The following is a 23,093-nucleotide window of genomic DNA, read 5'->3' as shown; positions in this document are numbered from 1 at the left end:
CCTCATTGGGATGTGAGCAAAGGCGGGCGGCGCAACAGACCGTGCACCGACCCGAACACCACGGACAACAGATAGCCAAGACCGGCGATCAGCACGATGGCCGGGCCGCTCGGCAACGAGTAGTAGAACGACAGCAGCAAGCCGAACCAGACCGAGAGGCAACCGATGACGGCCGCGATGGCAATCAGGGTCGGCAGCCGGCGGCTCCAGAATCGCGAAGCCGCAGCGGGAAGCATCATCAGGCCGACCACCATCAGCGCGCCGATGGCCTGGAAACCGATTACCAGATTGAGTACGACCAGCGTCAGGAACACGCCGTGGGCGAGTGGGCCGAGGCGGCTGACGGTTCTCAAGAACAACGGATCGAGGGTGTCGAGCAGCAGCGGTTTGTAGATCAGCGCCATGGCGATCAGGCTGAATCCCGAAACCCACATCATGCCGATGAGGGTCGGACCATCGACGGCCAGTGCTGAGCCGAACAGCAGGTGCAACAGGTCGAGGCGTTTGCCGGCGATGCCGAGGATGAGTACGCCACTGGCCAGCGAGATCGGATAGATCGCAGCGAGACTGGCGTCTTCGCGCAGGCCCGTGCGACGGGTGATCCAGGCTGCGAGGCCAGCCATGCTCAAACCGGCGCCCAAGCCTCCCAGCGTTAGCGCGGGCAGGCTCAGTCCGGCAAACCAGAAACCCAGTGCCGCGCCGGGAAGGATACCGTGGGCCACGGCGTCACCGATCAGGCTCATCCGTCGCAGGATCAAGAACACGCCGAGGGGGGCGGTGCTGCACGCCAATACCAGTCCGCCGAGCAGGGCACGGCGCATGAACACGAACTCATTAAATGGTTGCCAGAGGTGGGCGACGGTGAGCATCAGGCCACCTGTGTGTGAGGTGTTTGCTGAATGAGTTCTGCGCTTGCACCAAACACGCAGTCGCGGTTTTTGATCAGCAACGTTTTCGGGATGTGTTGGCGTACGGCGGCGAGGTCGTGACACACGACGACCAGTGTCCGACCTTCGCCGTGCCAGGCGTGGATGTGCTGCCAGAGCAACTGCTGACCGAGTGCATCGAGTGCGGCGTGGGGCTCGTCGAGCAGCAGCACGGGCGCGTCGGTCAAGCTCAGTCGAGCGAGCAGGGCGCGTTGCAGTTCGCCACCGGACAGGGCCATGAGTGGGCGTTGCTCGAGTCCGCTCAGGTGCCAGTTCGCCAGTGCGTCTTTCAGGCGCTGGCTTCGTAGTTGAGTCGAGAGCCTGCGTCCCCAGAAACCGGCGGCGACCAGATCTTCAAGGCTGATGGGGAATTGGCGATCCAGATGCTGTTGCTGGGGCAGAAAGGACAACCCGCTTTGACGTGGGACACTCAGCCCGACATTGCCTGCCAATGGCTTTTGTAGCCCGGCGATTACTTTCAGCAGGCTGCTTTTGCCACAGCCGTTGGCACCGATGATCGCCGTCAGGCTGCCGCTGTCGAGTTCAAGGTCCAGGGGCACGGTCAGTGGTTGGCCGGGTGCACCCCAACTCAGGGATTGGCAGCGGATCATGCTTGCTCACGCTGCCAATGGCTTTCGGCGACGGCGTCGTGAGCGTGCAGACTTTCGGCGTGGATCACTCGCAATTGAAATGCGCTGATACCGGGAGTACGTCGCAGGGCCAGATTCAGACGGCGTGCCGCGTCTTCGCAGAACATCAGGTTTTGCCCGTTGGCGAGGGCGAAGGCTTGTTCGTCTGCGCGTTTTACGGCGGTTTGTACGGCGGTGCCGAGGGCAGCTTCAGCGTCATTGATGATCACGCTAAGAGGAAACTCATCAATGAAGTCGTCGAGGTGAAGGTGCAATTGTGCTGTGCTGCGTTGGCTGTGAGGCGTGGCAAGGATGCCTTGGGTCGAGCCAAGCCATGCCAGAACGTCGGCGTGTTGTAGAGCTTTGTTGGCGAAGTCGGCGGTGAATTTCTGCTGGATCAACTGTCGCGCCAAGGCTGCTGAGCAAGGGCAAGTTGAGGAGTAGGGCACTTCGATTTTGAGTTCCACGTGGAACACTTCATTTATCAGGCTGGCGAAAATGCTCGCGGGATATGACTTCCAGCCGGCCAATGGGCTGATCAGCGCTGACCTCTTTAGCAGCAAGTCGGTGTGGATATTCAGGTAGGCGCGGGTGGATAAACCTTCGTGGCTTTGCAGGAAATCCTTGAGCACCTGCTGCAGTAGCGCTGGGGACAGGTTCTTCTGTTCGAGTGCTTCCAAGGCCAGATACAGCCGCGACATGTGAATGCCACGCGCCTCGCCATCATCAAGACTGACACCCGCATCAGCCTTGGCGCTCAAGCGCTGACCCTCTAACAAAACAGGTAACGCAATGCCGCGCATGCCCACCCATTCGAGTGGCAAAGTTTGGCGTGCGGCCTGCGCGGCGATATCCGGAAGTGTCATCGAATTCATGTTCGGGACCGTCGTGTTGATTGAATTAGATGTTACATTATAACAATTCAAATCACGATGCCTTTTTCATGAACAGGCTTTCATATGCACAGACGCCACTTGCTTAATCTGATCCTGGCCAGCGCGGCCCTCGCTCTCCCTTTCAGTGTTTCAGCTACGCAAATTCGTAATGCGCGCCTATGGCGCTCGGATGAAAAGCTGCGATTGGTGTTCGATCTAAGCGGCCCGGTGCGCTATAAAACCTTCACGCTAACGGCCCCGGAACGTCTGATAATTGATGTGTCTAGTGCGAGCGTAGGCGCAGATTTCCGTCAGCTCGCGCTAAATGGAACGGTGATTCGTTCGATTCGCTCCGGGCCTTTTGGTCACGGTGACACGCGGATTGTTCTGGATCTGAGCAATCCGGTGCTGTTGAACAGCTTCCTTTTGGCGCCGCAGGACGGCCAGGGCCATCGCTTGGTTCTGGATCTGGTTAGCGCCAAATCAACGCCAAATACGCCAATGGTTCCACGTGAAACACCTGCGCTGAAAGCGCATCCCAGACGCGACATCATTGTTGTCGTTGACCCTGGGCACGGCGGAAAGGATCCCGGTGCTGTCGGTGCCAAGGGCGAAAGGGAAAAGGATGTGGTGCTTGCCATTGCGCAACTGCTCGCCAAACGCCTGAAAAAAGAGAGGGGCTTCAATGTAAAACTGGTGCGCAATGACGACTTTTTCGTGCCGTTGCGCAAACGCGTGGAGATCGCGCGTCAGCATAAGGCGGACATGTTTATCTCAGTGCATGCCGATGCAGCGCCGCGTCTGACTGCTTCCGGCGCGTCGGTCTATTGCCTGTCTGAGGGCGGTGCGACATCGGCGACGGCACGCTTCATGGCGCAGCGGGAGAATGGTGCGGATCTGCTCGGCGCCACCAGTCCGCTCAACCTGAAAGATAAGGATCCGATGCTGGCGGGGGTGATTCTCGACATGTCGATGAACGCGACGATCGCTGCCAGTCTGCAGTTGGGCAGCACGGTACTTGGCAGTCTGGCAGGCATCACTACGCTGCATCAGAAGCGTGTGGAACAGGCAGGATTCGCGGTTCTGAAATCGCCAGATGTACCTTCAATTCTGGTGGAGACCGGCTTCATTTCCAATGCGCGCGACAGTCAACGGCTGGTTACTGCGCGACATCAGCAGGCCGTGGCCAACGGGTTGTTTGAAGGATTGCAGCGTTATTTTGCAAAGAATCCGCCCATCGACAGCTACCTTGCCTGGCAGCAGGCGCAGAAAAACACACAGGTTTAACAGCCGGTAATGCGGCTGCAGGTGAATTTTTCGCTGGTGCCGCCCGAGCTGGAGAACCGATTGATGGTCGTCCAGCCGACACGTCGGGTGTAGCCAACCCAGGCTTCGCCATCAGTGGCGATCCCAGTGAAGAAGGTCAATTGGCCGAAACGGCTGTTGGTCTGCGCCCAATAACGTTGGCCATTCTTCTCAAAACCGCGCAGATAGAGCGTGTTGCCGACGGTATTGACGCTATAGGCATTGCCATCGGGGTCGACACACGCCAGCAGGTTGGCGCTGCGTGTGCAGCTGGCTAGCGCTGGCAATTGCGCAAAAGCGTTACCAGCCAGCAACAGCCCAAGGCTCAAGATCGAGCATTTCAGCGCATTTTCCATGGTGATTTCCGGGCTCGGTATTGGCACAGCTTCCAACTCTTTGTCGATCAAGACAAGAGAAGGCTGGTTTGTTCTTATTGTTATACTATAACATTAATTCGAATTAAGCTTGGGCAGGCCAATTTCAAAGCGTTTGTTTGCTACGCAATTCACATTGGGAAGCGCAAAACGCCCTGCGCAAGCAAAAGCGCAAATTGGTCGCCATCCGAAGAGGATTATCCAATGTCAGCAGAATTGCCCGTCACCGTACTTTCAGGATTTCTCGGCGCCGGAAAAAGTACACTTTTGAATTACGTACTACGTAATCGAGAGGGTTTGCGCGTGGCTGTTATCGTTAATGATATGAGCGAGATCAACATTGATGGCAGCGAAGTCCAGCGTGATGTCAGCCTGAATCGTGCAGAAGAAAGAATAGTCGAAATGAGTAACGGCTGTATCTGCTGTACGTTACGTGAAGATCTGTTAGAAGAGGTCAGCAAGCTGGCCCGTGAAAATCGCTTCGATTATCTGCTGATCGAGTCCACCGGGATTTCCGAGCCGTTGCCCGTGGCAGAGACGTTTACCTTCCGCGATGAGCACGGCCAGAGTCTCTCCGACATCGCGCGTCTGGACACCATGGTCACTGTAGTCGACGGTGTGAACTTCCTGCCGGACTACCAGGCAGCGGAAAGCCTCGCGTCCCGTGGCGAGATCCTTGGCGAAGAAGACGAACGCTCCATCACCGATCTGTTGATCGAACAGATCGAGTTCGCCGACGTGTTGTTGATCAGCAAGATCGACTTGATCAGCCAGCGCGAGCGTGAGGAGTTGATCGCGATCCTCCAGCGTCTCAACGCCCAAGCGGAAATCATCCCGATGGTGATGGGTGAGGTGCCGTTGGAAAAAATCCTCAACACCGGGCGTTTCGACTTCGAGAAAGCCGCACAGGCACCGGGTTGGCTGCAGGAATTACGCGGCGAACACGTGCCGGAAACCGATGAGTACGGCATCGCCTCCACAGCCTATCGCGCCCGTCGGCCCTTTCACCCGCAACGCTTTTTCAGCTTTATCGATCGTCCTTGGCTGAACGGGAAACTGCTGCGCTCCAAAGGCTTCTTCTGGCTCGCGAGCAAACCCACCGACGCCGGCAGCTGGTCGCAAGCCGGTGGTTTGATGCGCCACGGTTTTGCCGGGCGCTGGTGGCGTTTCGTGCCAAAGGAGCAGTGGCCACAAGATCAGGAAAGCACCGCTGCCATCATGGAAAACTGGCTGTCGAGCGTAGGAGACTGCCGCCAGGAGTTGGTGTTTATCGGTCAGAACATTGATTTCCTACAGCTCTCAGCCGAACTGGATGCCTGCCTGCTCACCGATGAAGAAATGGCGCTCGGTGTCGAAGGCTGGCGATTGTTGCCAGACCCGTTCGGCTCTTGGCACGAAGAGGCTGCCTGATGCTCGCGCTAAAGCTGCTGCAGAACCGTACGCGCCATCAGCATCAAGGTCCGACACCGAAAGCGTTGACGCGAATCCTCGAAGACGACACCAACCTCGCCGTCTGGCAACGCCAACTGCCGTTGCACATCAGCGAGTTCGCTCACCTGCTGCTGTCGCTCAATGAGCCCTTGGCGGAATCGTTGTGCCTTGAGTTGCCGGATGAGGACGCCGAGCCTGATCTCACCGGTGTGGCATCAGGCTTCCGTGATCTGGAAGGCTACGAGGGCTTTATCGCCGACCTGAAATGGCTGGTCAGCGCATTCGCCTGCTTACTGGGGGCAAAGCGCGTGGGCCTGCGCCTGCGGGTACTGGATAAAGCCATGTGTCCACGCTTCCATGTCGATCACGTGCCGGTGCGACTGATCACGACTTATGCGGGCGTTGGCAGCCAATGGCTCAAGGAAGGTGCGATGGATCGCCGTCAGCTGGGGCAGGCCAACGCCGAGCCCCACGTGCAAATCCAGCAACTCAACAGCGGCGACGTGGCGCTGTTGAAAGGCGAGAAATGGCACGGCAATGAAGGCTTTGGCCTGATCCACCGCTCGCCGCACCCGGACGCGGGGCAGCGCCGTCTGATACTGACCCTCGACTGGCTCGGCTGACGCCTCAAGGCTTGAGCCACTTACCCTGGCTCAGGCCTTCGCAGTACGGTTGCAGATACGCCGCATCCGTGGCCACGCCGTAATAGTGGATATCCTGGCGATAGGGCATATTGGCGACTTGTGCGTTGCTGCATACGCCAAATGCACCGCTCGGGCACTGGTCGACGTACTGCACTTTGACTTTCTGTCCGGCCAGCTTCGGCTGGCAGAAACCGTCGTTGAACAGTTTCTCTGGGATATTGCGGTTCTGCTGACAGACTTTGACGTCGAGCCGCTCGCCCTGACTGTGCACCACGCAGGCCTGGGCCCATGCTTCACTCGACAGTAGCGCCAACAGCAACGACCATCCCCTCCAACGCATCTTTGAATCTCCCAAGAAATCTCCCGGCCATGTTGCAGAACATTCCTACCCATGTCATTGCTGGCCCTTTGGGCGCCGGCAAGACCAGCCTGATTCGCCAGCTCATGGCCCAGCGCCCGGAAGGCGAACGTTGGGCGGTATTGATCAACGAGTTCGGCCAGATCGGCCTCGACGCCGCCCTGTTGACGAGTGACGCCGAGGGTATCGCACTGGGCGAAGTGGCCGGCGGCTGCCTGTGTTGCGTCAACGGCGCGCCGTTTCAGATTGGCCTGGGGCGGTTGCTGCGCAAGGCGAAGCCGGATCGGTTGTTTATCGAACCGTCCGGGCTGGGGCATCCGGCGCAGCTGATTAGCCAGTTGAAAGAGGCGCCGTGGCGAGGTGTGCTGGCGGTGCAGCCGTGTGTGCTGGTGCTGGATGCTCAAGCGCTGCAGGCAGGGAAAGCCTTGCCGGTAGCGCAACAAGAAGCCTTGGAAGCCGCTGGCCTGCTGTTGTTGAACAAGGCTGAAAACCTTGATGACAGGGCCAGAGAAAAAATCGCCAGCCAGTTGCCGGCAGTGCCGTTGGTCTGGACTCAAGAGGCGCAACTAAGCCTGGGCGAACTGCCGGGCCTAGCCGCAAAAGCGGTCAACGGTGTGGATAATTTGGCCGTACCCAAGGGATTAGGACAAATGCCGGCCGTCTGGACTGATCCGACGCTGCCGATTTGCCTGAGTCAGGCGCAGGAGGAAGGCTGGAGTATTGGTTGGCGTTGGCATCCGGGACAGACGTTCGACAAGCGGCACATTGCTGACTGGCTAGCCAGCCTCAATTGGCAGCGGGCGAAACTGGTTATCCACAGCTCGGAGGGTTGGGTGTCGGCTAATGCTTTGAATAATGCCGAACTGATCTGGCAAGCCAGCGAATGGCGAAAAGATTCGCGACTCGAGCTGATCTTCGCTGAGGCACAGAGTGTTGAAGTGTTGCAGCGGGAGCTATTGGGGTGTCGGGAGGGTTAGATCAAAAGATCGCAGCCTTCGGCAGCTCCTACATGGGATTTTTGTGCACCCTTTAGAAGCTGTCGAAGGCTGCGATTTTTACGGTTTCCACTTCGTATGTTCTTGCCGCCACTGGCTCAACTCGATCACTTCCGCCCGCGGCTTGTGCACTTCCACTACTGGCGGCGTGTCGTCGAACGGTGCCGGGTAGGGCGCCAGTTCGATCTGCGCACTGTGCGCGCCAAACTGGGTGATGGTGCCGTTATGCCGGGTTTCGCCGGTCACGGTGAATTCAAAGTTGTACACCCGCGCCAGTCGTCGGCGACCGTTGGCGTCCTTGATGAAACCGATCTTCTTCAGGGCAACGTTGCCGTCGAGCAACTCGACCCGTACGTTCAGGCAATGCTGTTTGACCCGCTCCAGCGCGCGCTCGCGCAAGCCGTGGTTATGCCATAACCACGCGCCGGCAGCGGCGAACAGTATCAGCACGAAGATGTTTTCCAGGGTCAGCATCAACATCGAACTCCAAAAGATAGCGTCAGCTTAACTGCGTCGCTGGTCTGTCGTACAGGCTGCGTTTCGTCGCATACTGCGCGGCTTGAATTTCAATCGTTTTACGGAATGACCCGAATGAAACGTACGCCTCATCTGCTCGCCATTCAGTCCCATGTGGTGTTCGGCCACGCCGGCAACAGCGCCGCGGTTTTTCCGATGCAGCGGGTCGGGGTTAATGTCTGGCCGCTCAACACCGTGCAGTTTTCCAACCACACCCAGTACGGTCAGTGGGCCGGCGAAGTGCTGGCGCCGCAACAGATTCCCGAGCTGGTCGAAGGGATTGCTGCGATTGGCGAGCTGGGCAATTGCGATGCGGTGCTGTCCGGTTACCTCGGCAGCGCGGCGCAGGGCCGGGCGATTCTCAGCGGCGTCGAGCGCATCAAATCGGTCAATCCGAAGGCGCTGTATCTGTGCGATCCGGTGATGGGCCATCCGGAGAAGGGCTGCAGCGTGCCGACCGAGGTCAGCGATTTTCTGCTGGAAGAGGCGGCGGCCGTGGCGGACATCATGTGTCCAAACCAGTTGGAGCTGGACAGCTTCTCCGGGCGCAAGCCGCAGTCGCTGTTCGATTGCCTGGCAATGGCGCGGGCCTTGCTGGCGCGCGGGCCGAAAGCAGTACTGGTCAAGCATCTGGATTATCCGGGCAAACCGGCCGATGGCTTTGAAATGCTACTGGTGACGGCTGAAGGCAGCTGGCATCTGCGCCGTCCGTTGCTGGCGTTCCCGCGTCAGCCAGTGGGTGTGGGCGATCTGACATCCGGCCTGTTCCTGGCGCGGGTGCTGCTGGGTGACAGTCTGGTGGCGGCGTTCGAATTCACCGCGGCGGCGGTGCATGAGGTGCTACTGGAAACTCAAGCCTGCGCCAGCTATGAGCTGCAGCTGGTGCGGGCGCAGGATCGCATTGCGCATCCGCGGGTGAAGTTCGAGGCGACGGCGATCAGTCTGTAAGACCGCGTTGAATCCAATCGCGAGCAGGCTCACTCCTACAGGGAAACGAATTCCAATGTAGGAGTGAGCCTGCTCGCGATAGCGATTTCCTAACGCTACAAATCTCAGGCGTCGCCCTTGATCTCCTGATAGCGCTTCTCCAGCTCCTGACGAATCTGCCGACGCTGCTGCGCCTGCATATAACGACGCTTGTCTTCACTGTTCTGCGGTTGCAGCGGCGGCACGGCGGCCGGCTTACGCTGGTCATCCACCGCGACCATGGTGAAGAAGCAGCTGTTGGTGTGGCGCACCGAGCGCTCGCGGATGTTCTCGGTAACGACTTTGATACCGACTTCCATTGAGGTGTTGCCGGTGTAGTTGACCGACGCGAGGAAGGTCACCAGTTCGCCGACATGGATCGGCTCGCGAAAAATCACCTGATCCACCGACAGCGTCACCACGTAGCGACCGGCATAACGGCTCGCGCAGGCGTAGGCCACTTCGTCGAGGTATTTGAGCAGGGTGCCACCGTGGACATTGCCAGAGAAGTTGGCCATGTCGGGGGTCATCAGTACCGTCATCGACAGCTGGGCGTTTCCGGGTTCCATAACGTTCTCACGGATCAAGGCTGATTGCTGGAAGCACCTCTGCGGGTGCCTGGTCGCTTTTCAAAAGCACCGTTATCGGGACGCCGGGCGACTGGCCGCCGTCACGCCGGAATCGATCTGTTTCCATATATTGCACCGCCTTCCAGCCGCAAGTCGCGGTGTTAACCTGCAAAAGCCCCTTACAAAGGCAATTCCCACACGAAAAGCGGACTTTTACTACGCTCGCCCAGACCTTTCTGACGTCTGCCGGCGAGCCTCGTCATTCAAGGAGCCCACGCCATGCATGCCATCAGCTTTATTCAGGATCTGGCGGTGATCATGTTGGTCGCAGGTGTGGTGACCGTGTTGTTTCATCGCTTCAAACAGCCGGTGGTGCTCGGCTACATCGTCGCCGGCTTCATCATCGGCCCGCACACCCCGCCGTTCGGCCTGATTCACGACGAAGACACCATCAAGACCCTCGCCGAGCTGGGGGTGATTTTCCTGATGTTCTGCCTCGGCCTGGAGTTCAGCCTGCGCAAGCTGTTCAAGGTCGGCGCCACGGCGTTTATTGCGGCGTTCCTCGAGATCGTCCTGATGATCTGGATCGGCTATGAAATCGGCCGCTGGTTCGACTGGAACACCATGGACTCGCTGTTCCTCGGCGCGATTCTTGCGATCTCCTCGACCACCATCATCGTCAAGGCCCTCAATGATCTGAAGATGAAAAACGAGCGCTTTGCGCAGTTGATCTTCGGCGTGCTGATCGTCGAAGACATCCTCGGCATCGGCATCATCGCACTGCTTTCAAGCATCGCCGTCAGCGGCACGGTCAGTTCCGGAGAAGTGTTTTCCACGGTTGGCAAACTGTCGCTGTTCATGATTGTCGCGCTGGTCATCGGCATTCTGCTGGTGCCGCGATTGCTGGCCTATGTGGCCAAATTCGAAAGCAACGAGATGCTGCTGATCACCGTGCTCGGCCTGTGTTTCGGCTTCTGCCTGCTGGTAGTCAAACTCGAATACAGCATGGTACTCGGTGCGTTCCTGATCGGCGCGATCATGGCCGAGTCGCGACAACTGCTAAAAATCGAGCGTCTGATCGAGCCGGTTCGCGACCTGTTCAGCGCGATCTTCTTTGTCGCTATCGGGCTGATGCTCGATCCGATGATTCTGCTCGAATACGCGTGGCCGATTGCGGTGATCACCGTAGCCGTTGTACTCGGCAAGATGTTGTCCTGCGGTCTCGGAGCGTTTATCGCGGGCAATGACGGACGTACCTCACTGCGAGTGGGGATGGGGCTGTCACAGATTGGTGAATTTTCCTTCATCATCGCCGCTCTCGGGATGACGTTGCAGGTGACCAGTAACTTCCTCTACCCGGTCGCCGTGGCGGTGTCGGTGATTACCACTTTGCTGACGCCGTATCTGATCCGCGCGGCTGATCCGCTGTCGATCAAGTTGTCCGCGGCTGTGCCCAAGCCTCTCGGCCGCGTGCTGGGCATGTATGGCGAATGGCTGCGCAGCATTCAGCCGCAAGGCGAGGGTGCGATGCTGGCGTCAATCATTCGCAAGATCTTGCTGCAAGTCGGCGTCAACCTGGCGCTGGTGATTGCGATCTTCTTCGCCGGCGCGTATTTCGCTGAACGCATCTCGCTGTGGCTGCAAGACTGGATCAGCGATCCGAGCTGGCAGAAGGCGTTGATCTGGGGCGGGGCATTGTTGGTGTCGTTGCCGTTTCTGATCGCCGCTTATCGCAAGCTCAAGGCGTTGTCGATGCTGCTGGCGGAGATGGGTGTGAAGCCCGAGATGGCCGGGCGTCACACACAGCGAGTGCGCCGGGTGATCTCCGAAGTGATCCCGATTCTCTCGCTGCTGGTGATTTTCCTGCTGCTGGCAGCCTTGTCGGCCAGTATCTTGCCGACCAACAAGTTGCTGGTACTGATCGCCGTGGTGGCGGCGGCCGTGGCGGCGCTGCTCTGGCGCTGGTTCATCCGCGTGCACACGCGGATGCAGGTGGCGCTGCTGGAAACCCTCGACAACCATAAGGAGTCGTCGGGGCATTGACCATGCGGGGCGGCTGGCCGATCAGCTTTCCAGCCAGACGTCCCGCGCCCAGTGCCATACCGATTCCCAGGTTTCCTCGGCAATCAACTCTTCTTCGGCCTGCCACAACACCACCGTGCCATCCTCTTCGACACAGTAGTAGTCATCGCCGTCCTGACAGATTGGAATCAGGCTGCGATCAACACCGGCATCCCAGGCGTTGGCGGCAACATCCGGCAAGTAGGTGTGGGATTGTGGATCGGTAACGGTCACCGGCTCGAGGCTGCCGTACACCACATCGCTGACGGTCAGCAAAAACTCTCTGAAGACAAACGGAATGTCGATGAACAGCTGTTCTTCGATTTCGACCAGCAGATCTTCGTCAGGCAACTCCAATGGAACCGGCACGGGTTCGTTGGCTTCACGCAGTTGTTCGATGATTTCTTCCACGTCCGGGATCCTCTTGCTTGAATGGCGCGGTTTATATGGGCCGGTTTATACAGTAGCTCGCTATAGATGCAACCGCGAAATAGAAAACCCCAGCCGAGGCTGGGGTTTTTTATTACGGCAAGTGACGCCTGGAAGGGATCAGCCGTTCTGGCGGATACCGGCAACCAGCCAAGGCTGGTTCTCGCCCTGCGGACGTTCCATGTTCCAGCTTTCGCTGAACACTTCGCCCTGGTCGAAACGCGAGGTCTTCGACACACCGCTGAATGTCAGGGTGGCGATGGTCTTGTCGGCGCGGTCATCCACACCATCCAGTTGAACCTGGAGGTTGTCGATGTAGGTCGACTGGAACGCATCGCCCAGATCCGCACGCTCACGCTTGAGGAACTCGAGCATTTGCGGGGTCACGAACTCGGCGATCTTGTCCATCTCGTTGGCGTCCCAGTGCTGCTGCAGCGCCTGGAAGTGGCTGCGGGCAGCTTCAAGGAAGTTATGCTCATTGAACCAGGCTGGCGCGTTGATCACCGGACGAGCGGCGGCGGGTGCGGCCGAACCACCGAAGATCGAACCCATGGCGGCAGGCTTCTGCTCGAACACTTCACGCTGCATCGGCGCGCCGGCCGGAGCGAACTGCTCCTGCTGCTTGCGTCGACGCGCGGCGATGAAGCGGAAGATCACGAACGCGATCACGGCCATGATCAGGATGTCGAAGATCTGCATGCCCTGGAAACCGCCGCCCATGAACATGGAAGCGAGCAGGCCACCGGCGGCGATACCGGCCAGAGGGCCGAGCCATTTCGAAGCACCGCCGGCCTTGGCGGCAGCGCCTGCGGCACCGGCAGCACCTGCGGTCGCCGCAGCGCCGCCGACACCTGGAGAAGAAGGAGCCATCTGGCTGGTCTGGTGCGTCGGCGCAGCGCCGGCGCTTTTGCCACCACCAAAGCGCTTGGCGTTGGCGTCGAGGCTCATCGTCAGGCCGATGCACAACGCCATGGCGATGCTAAGAAAACGTTTCATAAAGGGAATTCCCGTTTGTGGAGACACGCGCGCCATGTTGCACAGCTGAAGTGTTACTGGCTAGCGAGAGAGTGTTTCGGGCTTTTGCCTGACAGGTTACGTTCAGCTCGGTCGGGACAATAAGGCCATGTACTTTTGGTTGTAGGAAATCGGGACAGGTTCAGTGAGAAAGCTCGTTTAGCGACGAAAAGCGAGCATCACCACACCTGCGGTGATCAGGCCGATGCCGCCCCATTGGCGCAGGTCGAGTTTCTCGCCCAGCAGGATCACGCCGAGCACTGCCACCAGCACCACGCTGAGTTTGTCCACTGGCGCGACCAGCGAGGCCGGACCGACTTTCAGCGCGCGGAAATAGCACAGCCACGACGCACCGGTTCCCAGGCCAGACAGCAGCAGGAACAGATAACTCTTCGCAGAGATCGATCCCAAAGATTGATATTGGCCCGTCGCGTACAAAATCAAGGCCAGGCTGACGAGTACCACGATGGTGCGCAGCAGGGTGGCGAAGTCGGAATTGACGTTTTCGATGCCGACTTTGGCGAAGATCGCCGTCAATGCGGCGAAAGTCGCCGAGAGCAGGGCCCAGAATGTCCAAGAAGAAAAGAAGCCTGAGCCCATGGAAATGTCCTTTTATCAACCTGCCGACCCAGATCCTGTGGGAGCGAGCTTGCTCGCGAATGCCGCACCACGGTTTATCAGATCAACCGCGGTGATTTCATTCGCGAGCAGGCTCGCTCCCACAGAAAAGCGAAATCGGCGTCAGATCGCTTCCAGCTTGGCGTAACCGAGCATCAGCCATTTGCTGCCTTCGCTGAAATTCACCTGCACCCGTGCCTGGGCGCCGGCGCCTTCGAAGTTGAGGATCACGCCGTCACCAAAGATCGAATGGCGTACCGCCTGACCGAGGCTGAAACCCGTTTCCGGAATCTCGCTGCCGCTGAACAGATTGCTTCCGCTCATCGACTGATTGCCGCCGAAGGGTCGGCTGACGCTGTTCGACAAGCGCACTTCCTGAATCAGGCCTTTCGGTACTTCGCGCACAAAGCGCGAAACCTTGTTGTAGGTCTCGCTGCCGTACAGGCGTCGGGTTTCAGCATAGGTCATCACCAGATTCTGCATCGCCCGGGTAATCCCCACGTAAGCCAGACGCCGCTCTTCTTCGAGACGCCCCGGTTCTTCCAGGCTCATCTTGTGCGGGAACAGGCCTTCTTCCATGCCCACGAGGAACACGTAAGGGAATTCCAGGCCTTTGGCGCTGTGCAGGGTCATCAACTGAATGCTGTCTTCGTGTTCGTCAGCCTGAGTGTCCCCGGCTTCCAGCGAAGCATGGCCGAGGAACGCCGCCAGCGGCGTCAGTTCTTCATCCTCTTCGGTGTTCTCGAAGTTGCGCGCGGCGCTGACCAGTTCCTCAAGGTTTTCTACCCGGGCCTGGCCTTTCTCGCCTTTTTCCGCTTCGTGATAAGCGATCAGGCCGGACTGCTCGATGACGGTTTGCGTCATCAGGTGCAGCGGCATCTCCATGCACTTGGCGGCGAGATTCTCGATCAGCTCGATAAACGCACCCAGCGCACCGGCGGCGCGACCGGTCAGGCCTTTATTGGCGACCAGTTGGCGCATCGCTTCCCACATCGACACATCGCTGTGGCGTGCGTGATCGCGGATGGCTTCGACGGTTTTTTCGCCAATGCCTCGGGCCGGCACGTTGATCACCCGTTCCAGCGCTGCATCGTTGCCGCGACCTTCGAGCAAACGCAGGTAGGCCATGGCGTTCTTGATTTCGGCACGTTCGAAGAAGCGCTGACCGCCATAGATGCGGTACGGAATGCGCTCACGCAGCAAGGCTTCTTCGAGAACGCGCGATTGGGCGTTGGAGCGGTACAGAATCGCGATATCGCTGCGGGCCAAGCCGGTTTTCAGCGCGCTTTCGATGGTTTCGACCACGTAGCGTGCTTCGTCGTGTTCATTGAACGCGGCGTACAGATTGATCGCTTCGCCGTCGCCGCCGTCGGTCCACAGCTCTTTGCCCAGACGCCCGGTATTGTTGGCGATCAAGGCGTTGGCGGCCTTGAGGATGCCGGCGGTGGAGCGGTAGTTCTGCTCCAGACGAATGGTCACCGAATCCGCGAAGTCGGAAGAATACTGATGAATGTTCTCGATTTTCGCGCCGCGCCAGCCATAGATCGACTGGTCGTCGTCGCCGACCACCATCAGGCTGTCGCCACCCTTGCCAAGCAAGCGCAACCAGGCGTACTGCACGGCGTTGGTATCCTGGAACTCGTCCACCAGAATATGGCGGAAGCGCTTTTGATAATGCGCCAGCAGGCCCGGGTGATCGCGCCACAGGTCGAGGGCACGCAGCAGCAGTTCGGAGAAATCGATGACGCCGGCACGCTGACACGCCGCCTCATAGGCCTCATAGATGCCGCGCATGGTCGCCAGGTACAAATCGCCGCTGGCCTGAATGTGTTGCGGACGCAGGCCTTCGTCTTTCTGGCCATTGATGAACCACTGTGCCTGACGCGCCGGCCAGCGTTGCTCGTCGAGGCCGAGTTCGCGGATCACCCGTTTGACCAGTCGTTGCTGGTCATCGCTGTCGAGAATCTGGAAAGTCTGGCTCAGTCCGGCTTCCTGCCAGTGCGCCCGCAGCAAGCGGTGCGCCAGGCCGTGGAAAGTGCCGACCCACATGCCGGCCGGGTTGATCCCCAGCAACTGCTCGATGCGATGACGCATCTCGGCAGCGGCCTTGTTGGTGAAGGTCACCGACAGAATGGAGTGGGGCGAGGCGTTTTCGACCTGGATCAACCAGGCGATACGGTGCACCAGCACTCGGGTTTTACCGGAGCCAGCACCGGCCAGGACCAACTGACGGCCAACGGGGGCTGCTACGGCCTGGCGTTGGGCATCGTTGAGGGAGTTCAGCAGAAGGGAGAGATCATCGCGCATCGGGGCATTCTAGGGTGCGCCGCAGGCCCGGGCAAACCGAGCTTTGCATTAGCCGATGAAACTCCTGTCGATGACGACCGGTCGGTCACTGGCTACAGGCATTGGCCCGCCGCGTTCCCAGGGTTTGGCCGGTGGCAAAGGACGGAAAAGTTTCGCTGAATTTATGATCTTGAGCAGTTTGGCAACGGGATCGGCTTGTGTATGCTCCGTCCACGTTTCGGGCGCACGCCCTCCTTATAAGAACAAGAACGTTGCCCATGACCCTCAGCTCCGAACTGTCGGGCCCCTCCGTGGATCCCCGGGTTATCCGCAAGCACTATGCCGTCGAGATGGCGGTTGAGCGCACGCGTCTGCTGTATCAGGGCTCGTTATTGCCCACGCTGTTCATGTTGATCAATGGTCTGGTCTGCGCCGCTTTGCTCTGGAGCCCGCAGCGCTATTTCGTGGTCAGCGTCTGGCTGGTGTGGTTGCTGTCGCTGGTTGCGTTGCGGGTGATTCAGGTGGCGGCGTTCGATTCGGCGATCCCTGATCGTCAGGCGCAACCGATCTGGCGGCGGATGTTTCTGCTCGGCTCGACCATGACCGGCCTGACCCTGGCCGGCGCCGGCATCGCCCTGGTGCCCGCCGACAACTTCATACAACAGGCCTGGGTGTTCGGCCTGATCGGCGCCGCAACCCTCTCGGCCAGCGTCGCCTACGCGGTGAGCCTGCCGGCGTTTCTGTCGTTTACCTTGCCCTGCCTGTTGCCGGCGATCGGTTATCTGTTCTGGGGCGGTGACGAGCAGGCGCGCGGTTGGGGCTGGCTCGGACTGATCCTGCTCGGCTCGCTGAGCGTGGTCGCGTGGCAGGTCAATCGGCTGATCGATCGCGGCTTGCTGCGGCGCTTCCAGAATCAGCGCTTGATCGAACACCTGCAACAGACGCAGGCGCGCAGCGAACAGCTCAATCAGGAACTGGCCAAAGAAATCGACCAGCGCCGCTGCGCCGAAAGCAAATTGCGTGAAGCGCAGGTTGAACTTGAAGACCGCGTGGCCCAGCGCAGCCTTGAACTGGACGCGGCCAATCAGGCCCTGAGCAAAAGCGAAGCGCGGCTGGCGCTGGCGCTGAAGGCCAGTGAGCTGGGGCTGTGGGACTGGAACCTGCAAACCGATGAGGTCCACCACACGCAGATTCAGGAACTGTTCGGCCTCGCTCCGGAATACGTCACGGCACTTTTGCGCGACCTCAAGCCACGTCTGCATCCAGACGATGTGCCGACGCTGAAGTACGCATTGATCGAGCACTTGAAGGGGCGCACCGAGGACTATCAGATCGAATACCGCGTACGTCACGGCGATGGCCATTGGGTGTGGATCGAAGACCGTGGCCGCGCCGTTGAGCGCAGCGACAGCGGCCGGGTGATCCGCATGGTCGGCACCCGCCGCGACATCAGTGCCAGCAAAAGCCTCGAAGAGCAGCAGCGCCTGGCGGCGACGGTGTTCGAAGCGGCCAGTGAAGGCATCGTGATTCTCGACCCGAATTACGCGTTGATCGCAATCAATCAGGCGTTCAGCCGGGTCACCGGTTACGACATCGAGGACATGCTCGGGCGCAACGTCGTCGAGCTACCGTGCAGCCGTGATGCCCGCCGCCATTACGTCGCCATCCGTCATGCACTTGAGCAACACGGCAGTTGGCAGGGCGAACTGGTGGAGACGCGCAAGAACGGCGAGCTGTATCCGCAGTGGCTGCAACTGAATGCAGTGCGTGATGGTCGGGGAAATGTCAGCCATATCGTCGGCTTCTTCGCCGATTTGTCGGCGCGGCGCGAATCCGAAGAGCGCATGCGCTATCTGACCCATTACGACGAGCTCACCGGGTTGGCCAACCGCTCGCTGTTCCGCGAGCGTTTGCATGAAGCGCATCAGCGCTCGCGTCAGGGCCGGCGCAGCCTGGCGTTGCTGCACATCAATCTGGATCGCTTCAAATTGCTCAACGACAGTCTCGGCCATGAGATTGCCGACCAGTTACTGCAGAAAATGGCGCGCCGGCTGGTCAACGCCTTACCGGAAGCGGATACCATCGCCCGCTTGTCCGGTGACGAGTTCGCCGTACTGTTCGATGCCTACGGCAATCTCTCAAGTCTGGCCCGGGTCGCCACGCGCCTGTCGAGCAAGTTGCGCCTGCCACTGACGGTCGAAGGGCATGAGCTGGTGGTCAGTGCCTCGATGGGCATCAGCATGCTGCCGGACACCGCCCGGGAAATCTCCGCACTGGTCAGCCAGTCGAACATGGCCATGCAGCATGCCAAACACCTCGGCGGCAATAACTTCCAGTTCTACACCGAAAGCCTGCAGGCCAGCACCCTTGAGCGCTTGCAGCTGGAAAACCATCTGCGCAAGGCCATCGAAGACAAGCAGCTGAAAGTGTTCTATCAACCGAAGCTGTGCCTGCAAACCGGGCGTTTGAATGCGGCAGAGGCACTGGTGCGCTGGGATCATCCAACCATGGGCCAGGTGCCGCCGGGGGACTTCATCGGGCTGGCCGAGGAAACCGGTCTGATCGGGCCGATCGGCGAATTCGTCCTGCGTCAGGCGTGCTGGCAGGCCTGTGAATGGCAGCGTCAGGGGCTGGAGCCGATTCGTGTTTCGGTCAACCTGTCGGTGCATCAACTGCGTCAGGGCAAACTGGTCAGTCTGGTGCGGCAGGTGCTGGAGGAAACCGGACTGGCGCCGCACTACCTCGAACTGGAACTGACCGAAAGCCAGTTGCTCGACAGCGTCGAGCACATCATCGCGACCTTCCAGCAACTGCGCGATCTGGGGGTGAAACTGGCCATCGATGATTTTGGCACCGGGTATTCGTCGCTGAGTTACCTCAAGCGCATTCCGGTGGATTACGTGAAGATCGATCAGGCATTCATTCGCGGTTTGGGGGAGGGCAGTGAAGATGCGGCGATCACTCGCGCGATCATTGCCATGGCCCATGGGCTGTCACTGAAAGTGGTCGCCGAAGGTGTCGAGCGCCAGGAGCAGCTGGAATTTTTACGCGCCGAGCGTTGCGATGAAGTGCAGGGTTACCTGATCAGCCGGCCGGTGGAGGCGAGCGGTCTGGCCGGGCTTTTGCGCGAACAGGAAAAACCGCTTTAAGGGCTACATGCATCCCATCGCGCCTGATATGGGGACATGGAGTTACGCATTGAGCAGGCAAAAAGCCAATTCATGTAGTATAACTACAAGCGTGCTACATCCTTGCCCATAAGAAGAGTCCAGCCCCTTGAATCTGCTGCAACACATCGCCCAGTCACGTCACCTGTTACGCAAGTCGGAGCTCAAGGTCGCCGACCACGTGCTGCTTGACCCTGCGGCGGTGATGCACAGTTCCATGGCCGACCTGGCCCACAGCGTTGGCATCAGCGAGCCGACCATCGTGCGCTTCTGTCGCGCCATTGGTTGCTCCGGTTTCCAGGATCTCAAGCTCAAACTGGCGCAAAGCCTGGCCGCCGGAGCCAGCTTCGGTCAGTTCGCAATCCATGAAGACGACTCGGTTGCCGATTACAGCCTGAAGATTTTCGACACCACATTGCACACCTTGATGGAGGTTCGCGAGAAGCTCGATCCGGTTGAGTTGCAGCGTGCGGTGACGTTGATGTCGCAGGCGCAGCGCGTCGAGTTCTACGGCTTCGGCGCGTCGGGCGCGGTGGCGGCGGATGCGCAGCACAAGTTCTTCCGTTTGCTGCTGACGGCGGCGGCGTATTCCGATCCGCACATGCAGGCGATGTCGGCGGTGACGTTGAAACCGACCGATGTGGCGATCTGCATTTCCCAGTCAGGGCGTTCCAAGGACCTGCTGATTACCGCCAATCTGGTGCGTGAGAGCGGCGCTTCGCTGATTACTCTGTGCCCTAGCCAGACGCCGTTGGCCGAACTGTCGACCGTCAATCTGGCAATCGATGTGCACGAAGACACCGAAATCTATACGCCGCTGACTTCGCGTATTGCTCACCTGGTAGTGATTGACGTGCTGGCGATGGGCGTGGCGATGGCGCGTGGGCCGAGTCTGGTCAATCACCTGAAGAGCGTGAAGCGCAGTCTGCGCAGCTTGCGCTTGTCGCCGAAAGCCGTGAAAGCGCTGGATGACTGAAGTTATCCAAGGTCGTTCCGACCTTAATCGCGAGCAGGCTCGCTCCCACAGGGGATTTCCTGTGAACACAGATTCTGTGTCATGCCGAGATCAAATGTGGGAGCGAGCCTGCTCGCGAAGGCGTCCTCAAAAACACCACAACCCTGCACAAGTTTCATCGCACTGTCATCCCCGCGCAGCCAAACCGTCATCCCTCCCGCCTATCGTGAAACTCCCGTAATCGCCTTGGGAGACTCGAAATGGCTCAGCCCTACGAAGAACGCAACAGCGCCGCGAAAACCCGTCGTCAGCAGGAAGACCAGCGCCGCATGGAGTTTCGCCGCGCTATCGAAGATCGCTTCGAACTTCGCCAGCTACAAGCCGAAATCGGCGATTTTCCCGAGATCAACCATTGGCAGGCAGCACCCGCAGCTTCCCGTCGAAGCGCTCAACCAGCGCGCTGATCTGCACCCGTTCGCTGCGGATAAACGCCAGGAAGGCGTGTGCCACCGGTGACAAGCGTTTGGCCTTGGCTTGCACCAGACACCAGCTACGGAATAGCGGCAATTCCTCGACCGGCAACTCGACGAGGCCGCCGGTCGCCAGCTCCAGGTTCAGGGCGTGGCGCGTCAACAGCGCCAGGCCCAGACCCGCCTGAACACATTCACGCTGAGCTTCGGCCGAGGCCACTTCCTGAGTCTGGGTGAAGTGCACGCGTTTCTCTTTGAAATACTCTTCGCAGGCCAGTCGTGTGCCCGAGCCGGGTTCGCGGATCAGCAGCGTGTAGGGTTCCAGATCCTGCAACCGCAGCGGGCCCATGTGTGCCAGCGGGTGATCCGGGCGCGCCACGGCAACAATCGGGTTGTTGAGGAACGGCAGGAATTCCAGACCCATGTCCTGCGGCACCATCGACATGATCACCAGATCGTCGCGGTTGTCGGACAGCCTGCGAATCACCTGGCCACGGTTGACCACGGTCAGTTGCAGATTCACTTCCGGGTGCTGACGCTTGAACGCGGCGAACAGGTGCGGCACGAAGTATTTGGCGCTGGACTCCACCGCCAGTTTCAATTGGCCCTGCAGCGAACCCTGCATGTCGGACAGCTGCATATCGAGGTTTTCCAGGCGCCCGAAGATGTCCCGGCTGGCGCGCTGAAGTGCTTCGGCGGCCTCGGTCATGTAAAGTTTTTTGCCGACGTAATCGAATAATGGCTGCCCGATCAGCTCTTCGAGCTGACGAATCTGTAGGCTGACGGCCGGTTGCGTGAGCGACATTTCCTCGGCTGCGCGGCTGTAAGAGCGTAAATCACACACTTCGTTGAAGATTTGCAACTGACGCAATGTCATACGCATCAATGACTTACGCATTTCTTATAGGCTCTGATGGCAGGCTGATCGTTCAACTATAAGTCTTTACTTATGGCTAGCCCAATTTTTATTCATTTTTGTTAATCCCTCATGAGCGCTAGTGTGGACCTGCGACTAAATTGAAACATTTGGTCACGCGTCGACCTGGGTCTAGCAGGTCGTGGTGCCACCGGCTCAAGGGAACCTCCAAGTGATAACAAAGATCCTGATCGCCAACCGTGGTGAGATTGCCGTACGAATCGTGCGAGCCTGCGCCGAAATGGGCATTCGCTCGGTTGCGATTTTTTCCGACGCCGACCGCCATGCGCTGCATGTGAAACGCGCGGACGAGGCCCACAGCATCGGTGCCGAGCCACTGGCCGGTTACCTGAACCCGCGCAAGCTGGTGAACCTGGCGGTTGAAACCGGCTGCGATGCGTTGCACCCCGGTTACGGTTTCCTTTCGGAAAATGCCGAGCTGGCAGACATCTGCGCCGAGCGCGGCATCAAATTCATTGGCCCGTCGGCGGAAGTCATTCGCCGCATGGGCGACAAGACCGAAGCCCGGCGCAGCATGATCAAGGCCGGTGTGCCGGTGACGCCTGGCACCGAAGGTAACGTCGCCGACATCGAAGAAGCCTTGGCCGAGGGCGACCGCATCGGTTACCCGGTGATGCTCAAAGCCACTTCCGGTGGTGGCGGTCGCGGTATCCGTCGCTGCAACAGCCGCGAAGAACTCGAACAGAATTTCCCTCGGGTGATTTCCGAAGCGACCAAGGCCTTCGGTTCGGCCGAAGTGTTTCTGGAAAAATGCATCGTTAACCCCAAGCACATCGAAGCGCAGATTCTCGGCGACAGCTTCGGCAATGTCGTGCACCTGTTCGAGCGTGATTGCTCGATCCAGCGCCGCAACCAGAAACTCATCGAAATCGCCCCGAGTCCGCAACTGACCCCGGAACAGCGCGCCTACATCGGCGACCTGTCGGTGCGTGCGGCCAAGGCTGTCGGTTACGAGAACGCCGGTACCGTGGAGTTCCTGCTCGCCGAGGGCGAGGTGTACTTCATGGAGATGAATACCCGGGTGCAGGTGGAGCACACCATCACCGAAGAAATCACCGGGATCGACATCGTCCGCGAACAGATCCGCATCGCCTCCGGTCTGCCGTTGTCGGTGAAGCAGGAAGACATTCAGCACCGGGGTTTCGCGTTGCAGTTCCGCATCAACGCCGAAGACCCGAAGAACAACTTTCTGCCGAGCTTCGGCAAGATCACCCGTTATTACGCCCCCGGCGGCCCGGGTGTGCGCACCGACACAGCGATCTATACCGGCTACACCATTCCGCCGTTCTACGACTCGATGTGCCTGAAGCTTGTGGTCTGGGCGCTGACCTGGGAAGAGGCGATGGACCGTGGCCTGCGTGCCCTCGACGACATGCGTCTGCAAGGTGTGAAGACCACCGCCGCGTACTACCAGGAAATCCTGCGCAACCCGGAATTCCGTAGCGGCCAGTTCAATACCAGCTTCGTTGAAAGCCACCCTGAACTGACCAACTACTCGATCAAGCGCAAACCCGAAGAGCTGGCCCTGGCCATCGCCGCCGCCATCGCCGCCCACGCAGGCCTGTGAG

The 23,093-nt window shown here is 59.4% G+C and carries 22 protein-coding genes; 10 read left to right on the top strand and 12 right to left on the bottom strand.

Annotated features, from left to right (window positions below):
- Window positions 1–2 precede the first annotated feature (2 nt).
- From HU754_RS00765 to folE2, 3 genes are read right to left on the bottom strand one after another with little or no spacing between them, the layout of a single operon-like run.
- Complete coding sequence (locus tag HU754_RS00765; protein WP_186620263.1) at window positions 3–869, bottom strand: metal ABC transporter permease; 867 nt, start codon at window positions 867–869, stop codon at window positions 3–5.
- Window positions 869–1,537, bottom strand: a complete 669-nt coding sequence (locus HU754_RS00760; protein ID WP_186620261.1) for a metal ABC transporter ATP-binding protein — start codon at window positions 1,535–1,537, stop codon at window positions 869–871. The genes HU754_RS00765 and HU754_RS00760 overlap by 1 nt, the downstream gene beginning before the upstream one ends.
- The gene (gene folE2, locus HU754_RS00755) at window positions 1,534–2,430 is read right to left on the bottom strand and encodes a GTP cyclohydrolase FolE2 (RefSeq protein ID WP_186620256.1); all 897 of its coding nucleotides are present in this window, start codon (window positions 2,428–2,430) and stop codon (window positions 1,534–1,536) included. The genes HU754_RS00760 and folE2 overlap by 4 nt, the downstream gene beginning before the upstream one ends.
- 84 nt (window positions 2,431–2,514) lie before the next feature.
- Between folE2 and HU754_RS00750 the strand changes: the two genes are divergently transcribed.
- A complete protein-coding gene (locus HU754_RS00750; RefSeq protein ID WP_186620254.1) occupies window positions 2,515–3,717 on the top strand; it encodes an N-acetylmuramoyl-L-alanine amidase in 1,203 nt (400 codons plus the stop codon).
- On the opposite strand, the gene HU754_RS00745 is transcribed toward HU754_RS00750, so the two are convergent.
- Complete coding sequence (locus HU754_RS00745; protein ID WP_186620252.1) at window positions 3,714–4,091, bottom strand: glutamine synthetase; 378 nt, start codon at window positions 4,089–4,091, stop codon at window positions 3,714–3,716. The two genes, HU754_RS00750 and HU754_RS00745, sit on opposite strands and share 4 nt — an antisense overlap.
- 222 nt (window positions 4,092–4,313) lie before the next feature.
- On the opposite strand from HU754_RS00745, the gene zigA reads away from it, so the two are divergent.
- Both zigA and HU754_RS00735 read left to right on the top strand, forming a co-directional pair.
- Entirely contained in the window at window positions 4,314–5,519 is a 1,206-nt protein-coding gene (gene zigA / locus HU754_RS00740) for a zinc metallochaperone GTPase ZigA (RefSeq protein ID WP_186620250.1), read from the top strand.
- Window positions 5,519–6,163, top strand: coding sequence for a DUF1826 domain-containing protein (locus HU754_RS00735; protein WP_093429594.1), 645 nt, complete (start codon window positions 5,519–5,521; stop codon window positions 6,161–6,163). Before zigA ends, HU754_RS00735 begins: the two co-directional genes overlap by 1 nt.
- Before the next feature lie 4 nt (window positions 6,164–6,167).
- On the opposite strand, the gene HU754_RS00730 is transcribed toward HU754_RS00735, so the two are convergent.
- Complete coding sequence (locus HU754_RS00730) at window positions 6,168–6,524, bottom strand: NADH:ubiquinone oxidoreductase (protein ID WP_186620248.1); 357 nt, start codon at window positions 6,522–6,524, stop codon at window positions 6,168–6,170.
- A gap of 29 nt (window positions 6,525–6,553) precedes the next feature.
- Here HU754_RS00730 and HU754_RS00725 point away from each other — a divergent pair, with 29 nt between their 5' ends.
- Window positions 6,554–7,519 (top strand): CobW family GTP-binding protein, encoded by a 966-nt coding sequence (locus HU754_RS00725; RefSeq protein WP_186620246.1) that lies wholly within the window; start codon window positions 6,554–6,556, stop codon window positions 7,517–7,519.
- Between the two features lie 78 nt (window positions 7,520–7,597).
- Here HU754_RS00725 and HU754_RS00720 read toward each other — a convergent pair whose 3' ends face one another.
- Window positions 7,598–8,011 carry a DUF3301 domain-containing protein gene (locus tag HU754_RS00720; RefSeq protein ID WP_026000521.1) on the bottom strand — a complete coding sequence of 138 codons (414 nt, stop codon included), beginning with the start codon at window positions 8,009–8,011 and terminating at the stop codon, window positions 7,598–7,600.
- Window positions 8,012–8,128: 117 nt separating this feature from the next.
- Between HU754_RS00720 and pdxY the strand changes: the two genes are divergently transcribed.
- A complete protein-coding gene (gene pdxY / locus HU754_RS00715) occupies window positions 8,129–9,001 on the top strand; it encodes a pyridoxal kinase PdxY (protein WP_007912061.1) in 873 nt (290 codons plus the stop codon).
- Between the two features lie 104 nt (window positions 9,002–9,105).
- Here pdxY and HU754_RS00710 read toward each other — a convergent pair whose 3' ends face one another.
- Window positions 9,106–9,588, bottom strand: coding sequence for an acyl-CoA thioesterase (locus HU754_RS00710; protein ID WP_003229693.1), 483 nt, complete (start codon window positions 9,586–9,588; stop codon window positions 9,106–9,108).
- Window positions 9,589–9,867: 279 nt separating this feature from the next.
- Between HU754_RS00710 and HU754_RS00705 the strand changes: the two genes are divergently transcribed.
- Window positions 9,868–11,631: a cation:proton antiporter gene (locus tag HU754_RS00705; RefSeq protein WP_093429598.1), complete on the top strand. Its 1,764-nt coding sequence runs from the start codon at window positions 9,868–9,870 to the stop codon at window positions 11,629–11,631.
- 21 nt (window positions 11,632–11,652) lie between these two features.
- Here HU754_RS00705 and HU754_RS00700 read toward each other — a convergent pair whose 3' ends face one another.
- The 4 genes from HU754_RS00700 to uvrD all read right to left on the bottom strand — a co-directional run bounded on the left by HU754_RS00700 (window position 11,653) and on the right by uvrD (window position 16,017).
- Entirely contained in the window at window positions 11,653–12,060 is a 408-nt protein-coding gene (locus HU754_RS00700) for an SMI1/KNR4 family protein (protein WP_003187120.1), read from the bottom strand.
- A 138-nt stretch (window positions 12,061–12,198) separates the two neighbouring features.
- The gene (locus HU754_RS00695; RefSeq protein WP_093429599.1) at window positions 12,199–13,074 is read right to left on the bottom strand and encodes a Tim44 domain-containing protein; all 876 of its coding nucleotides are present in this window, start codon (window positions 13,072–13,074) and stop codon (window positions 12,199–12,201) included.
- A 177-nt stretch (window positions 13,075–13,251) separates the two neighbouring features.
- Window positions 13,252–13,692 (bottom strand): EamA family transporter, encoded by a 441-nt coding sequence (locus HU754_RS00690; RefSeq protein WP_016984014.1) that lies wholly within the window; start codon window positions 13,690–13,692, stop codon window positions 13,252–13,254.
- 141 nt (window positions 13,693–13,833) lie between these two features.
- Window positions 13,834–16,017, bottom strand: a complete 2,184-nt coding sequence (gene uvrD / locus HU754_RS00685) for a DNA helicase II (protein WP_007912069.1) — start codon at window positions 16,015–16,017, stop codon at window positions 13,834–13,836.
- 257 nt (window positions 16,018–16,274) lie between these two features.
- Here uvrD and HU754_RS00680 point away from each other — a divergent pair, with 257 nt between their 5' ends.
- The 3 genes from HU754_RS00680 (at window position 16,275) to HU754_RS00670 (ending at window position 20,582) form a co-directional block, all read left to right on the top strand.
- A complete protein-coding gene (locus tag HU754_RS00680; protein ID WP_186620245.1) occupies window positions 16,275–19,145 on the top strand; it encodes a GGDEF domain-containing phosphodiesterase in 2,871 nt (956 codons plus the stop codon).
- A 127-nt stretch (window positions 19,146–19,272) separates the two neighbouring features.
- Window positions 19,273–20,139, top strand: a complete 867-nt coding sequence (gene hexR / locus HU754_RS00675) for a transcriptional regulator HexR (RefSeq protein WP_007962240.1) — start codon at window positions 19,273–19,275, stop codon at window positions 20,137–20,139.
- Between the two features lie 239 nt (window positions 20,140–20,378).
- The gene (locus tag HU754_RS00670; protein WP_095188667.1) at window positions 20,379–20,582 is read left to right on the top strand and encodes a PA3496 family putative envelope integrity protein; all 204 of its coding nucleotides are present in this window, start codon (window positions 20,379–20,381) and stop codon (window positions 20,580–20,582) included.
- Here the strand turns inward: HU754_RS00670 and HU754_RS00665 are convergent.
- Window positions 20,524–21,486 carry a LysR family transcriptional regulator gene (locus HU754_RS00665; RefSeq protein ID WP_093429604.1) on the bottom strand — a complete coding sequence of 321 codons (963 nt, stop codon included), beginning with the start codon at window positions 21,484–21,486 and terminating at the stop codon, window positions 20,524–20,526. The genes HU754_RS00670 and HU754_RS00665 overlap by 59 nt on opposite strands.
- 190 nt (window positions 21,487–21,676) lie before the next feature.
- Here HU754_RS00665 and HU754_RS00660 point away from each other — a divergent pair, with 190 nt between their 5' ends.
- Complete coding sequence (locus HU754_RS00660; protein WP_025112637.1) at window positions 21,677–23,092, top strand: acetyl-CoA carboxylase biotin carboxylase subunit; 1,416 nt, start codon at window positions 21,677–21,679, stop codon at window positions 23,090–23,092.
- The last annotated feature ends 1 nt before the right edge of the window (window position 23,093 follow it).

Source organism: Pseudomonas zeae (assembly GCF_014268485.2).
GTDB classification, from domain to species: domain Bacteria; phylum Pseudomonadota; class Gammaproteobacteria; order Pseudomonadales; family Pseudomonadaceae; genus Aquipseudomonas; species Aquipseudomonas neuropathica.
This window is presented reverse-complemented; position numbering and strand designations above follow the sequence as displayed.

Bases quoted from the DNA above. Each gene is read 5' to 3' on its own strand.
- pdxY (WP_007912061.1), top strand. From the start codon at position 8,129: ATGAAACGTACGCCTCATCTGCTCGCCATTCAGTCCCATGTGGTGTTC.
- HU754_RS00765 (WP_186620263.1), bottom strand. From the start codon at position 869: ATGCTCACCGTCGCCCACCTCTGGCAACCATTTAATGAGTTCGTGTTC.
- HU754_RS00690 (WP_016984014.1), bottom strand. From the start codon at position 13,692: ATGGGCTCAGGCTTCTTTTCTTCTTGGACATTCTGGGCCCTGCTCTCG.
- HU754_RS00750 (WP_186620254.1), top strand. From the start codon at position 2,515: ATGCACAGACGCCACTTGCTTAATCTGATCCTGGCCAGCGCGGCCCTC.
- HU754_RS00730 (WP_186620248.1), bottom strand. From the start codon at position 6,524: ATGCGTTGGAGGGGATGGTCGTTGCTGTTGGCGCTACTGTCGAGTGAA.
- HU754_RS00695 (WP_093429599.1), bottom strand. From the start codon at position 13,074: ATGAAACGTTTTCTTAGCATCGCCATGGCGTTGTGCATCGGCCTGACG.
- uvrD (WP_007912069.1), bottom strand. From the start codon at position 16,017: ATGCGCGATGATCTCTCCCTTCTGCTGAACTCCCTCAACGATGCCCAA.
- HU754_RS00760 (WP_186620261.1), bottom strand. From the start codon at position 1,537: ATGATCCGCTGCCAATCCCTGAGTTGGGGTGCACCCGGCCAACCACTG.
- zigA (WP_186620250.1), top strand. From the start codon at position 4,314: ATGTCAGCAGAATTGCCCGTCACCGTACTTTCAGGATTTCTCGGCGCC.
- folE2 (WP_186620256.1), bottom strand. From the start codon at position 2,430: ATGAATTCGATGACACTTCCGGATATCGCCGCGCAGGCCGCACGCCAA.
- HU754_RS00745 (WP_186620252.1), bottom strand. From the start codon at position 4,091: ATGGAAAATGCGCTGAAATGCTCGATCTTGAGCCTTGGGCTGTTGCTG.
- HU754_RS00720 (WP_026000521.1), bottom strand. From the start codon at position 8,011: ATGCTGACCCTGGAAAACATCTTCGTGCTGATACTGTTCGCCGCTGCC.
- HU754_RS00680 (WP_186620245.1), top strand. From the start codon at position 16,275: ATGACCCTCAGCTCCGAACTGTCGGGCCCCTCCGTGGATCCCCGGGTT.
- HU754_RS00735 (WP_093429594.1), top strand. From the start codon at position 5,519: ATGCTCGCGCTAAAGCTGCTGCAGAACCGTACGCGCCATCAGCATCAA.
- HU754_RS00710 (WP_003229693.1), bottom strand. From the start codon at position 9,588: ATGGAACCCGGAAACGCCCAGCTGTCGATGACGGTACTGATGACCCCC.
- HU754_RS00670 (WP_095188667.1), top strand. From the start codon at position 20,379: ATGGCTCAGCCCTACGAAGAACGCAACAGCGCCGCGAAAACCCGTCGT.
- HU754_RS00665 (WP_093429604.1), bottom strand. From the start codon at position 21,486: ATGCGTAAGTCATTGATGCGTATGACATTGCGTCAGTTGCAAATCTTC.
- HU754_RS00705 (WP_093429598.1), top strand. From the start codon at position 9,868: ATGCATGCCATCAGCTTTATTCAGGATCTGGCGGTGATCATGTTGGTC.
- HU754_RS00725 (WP_186620246.1), top strand. From the start codon at position 6,554: ATGTTGCAGAACATTCCTACCCATGTCATTGCTGGCCCTTTGGGCGCC.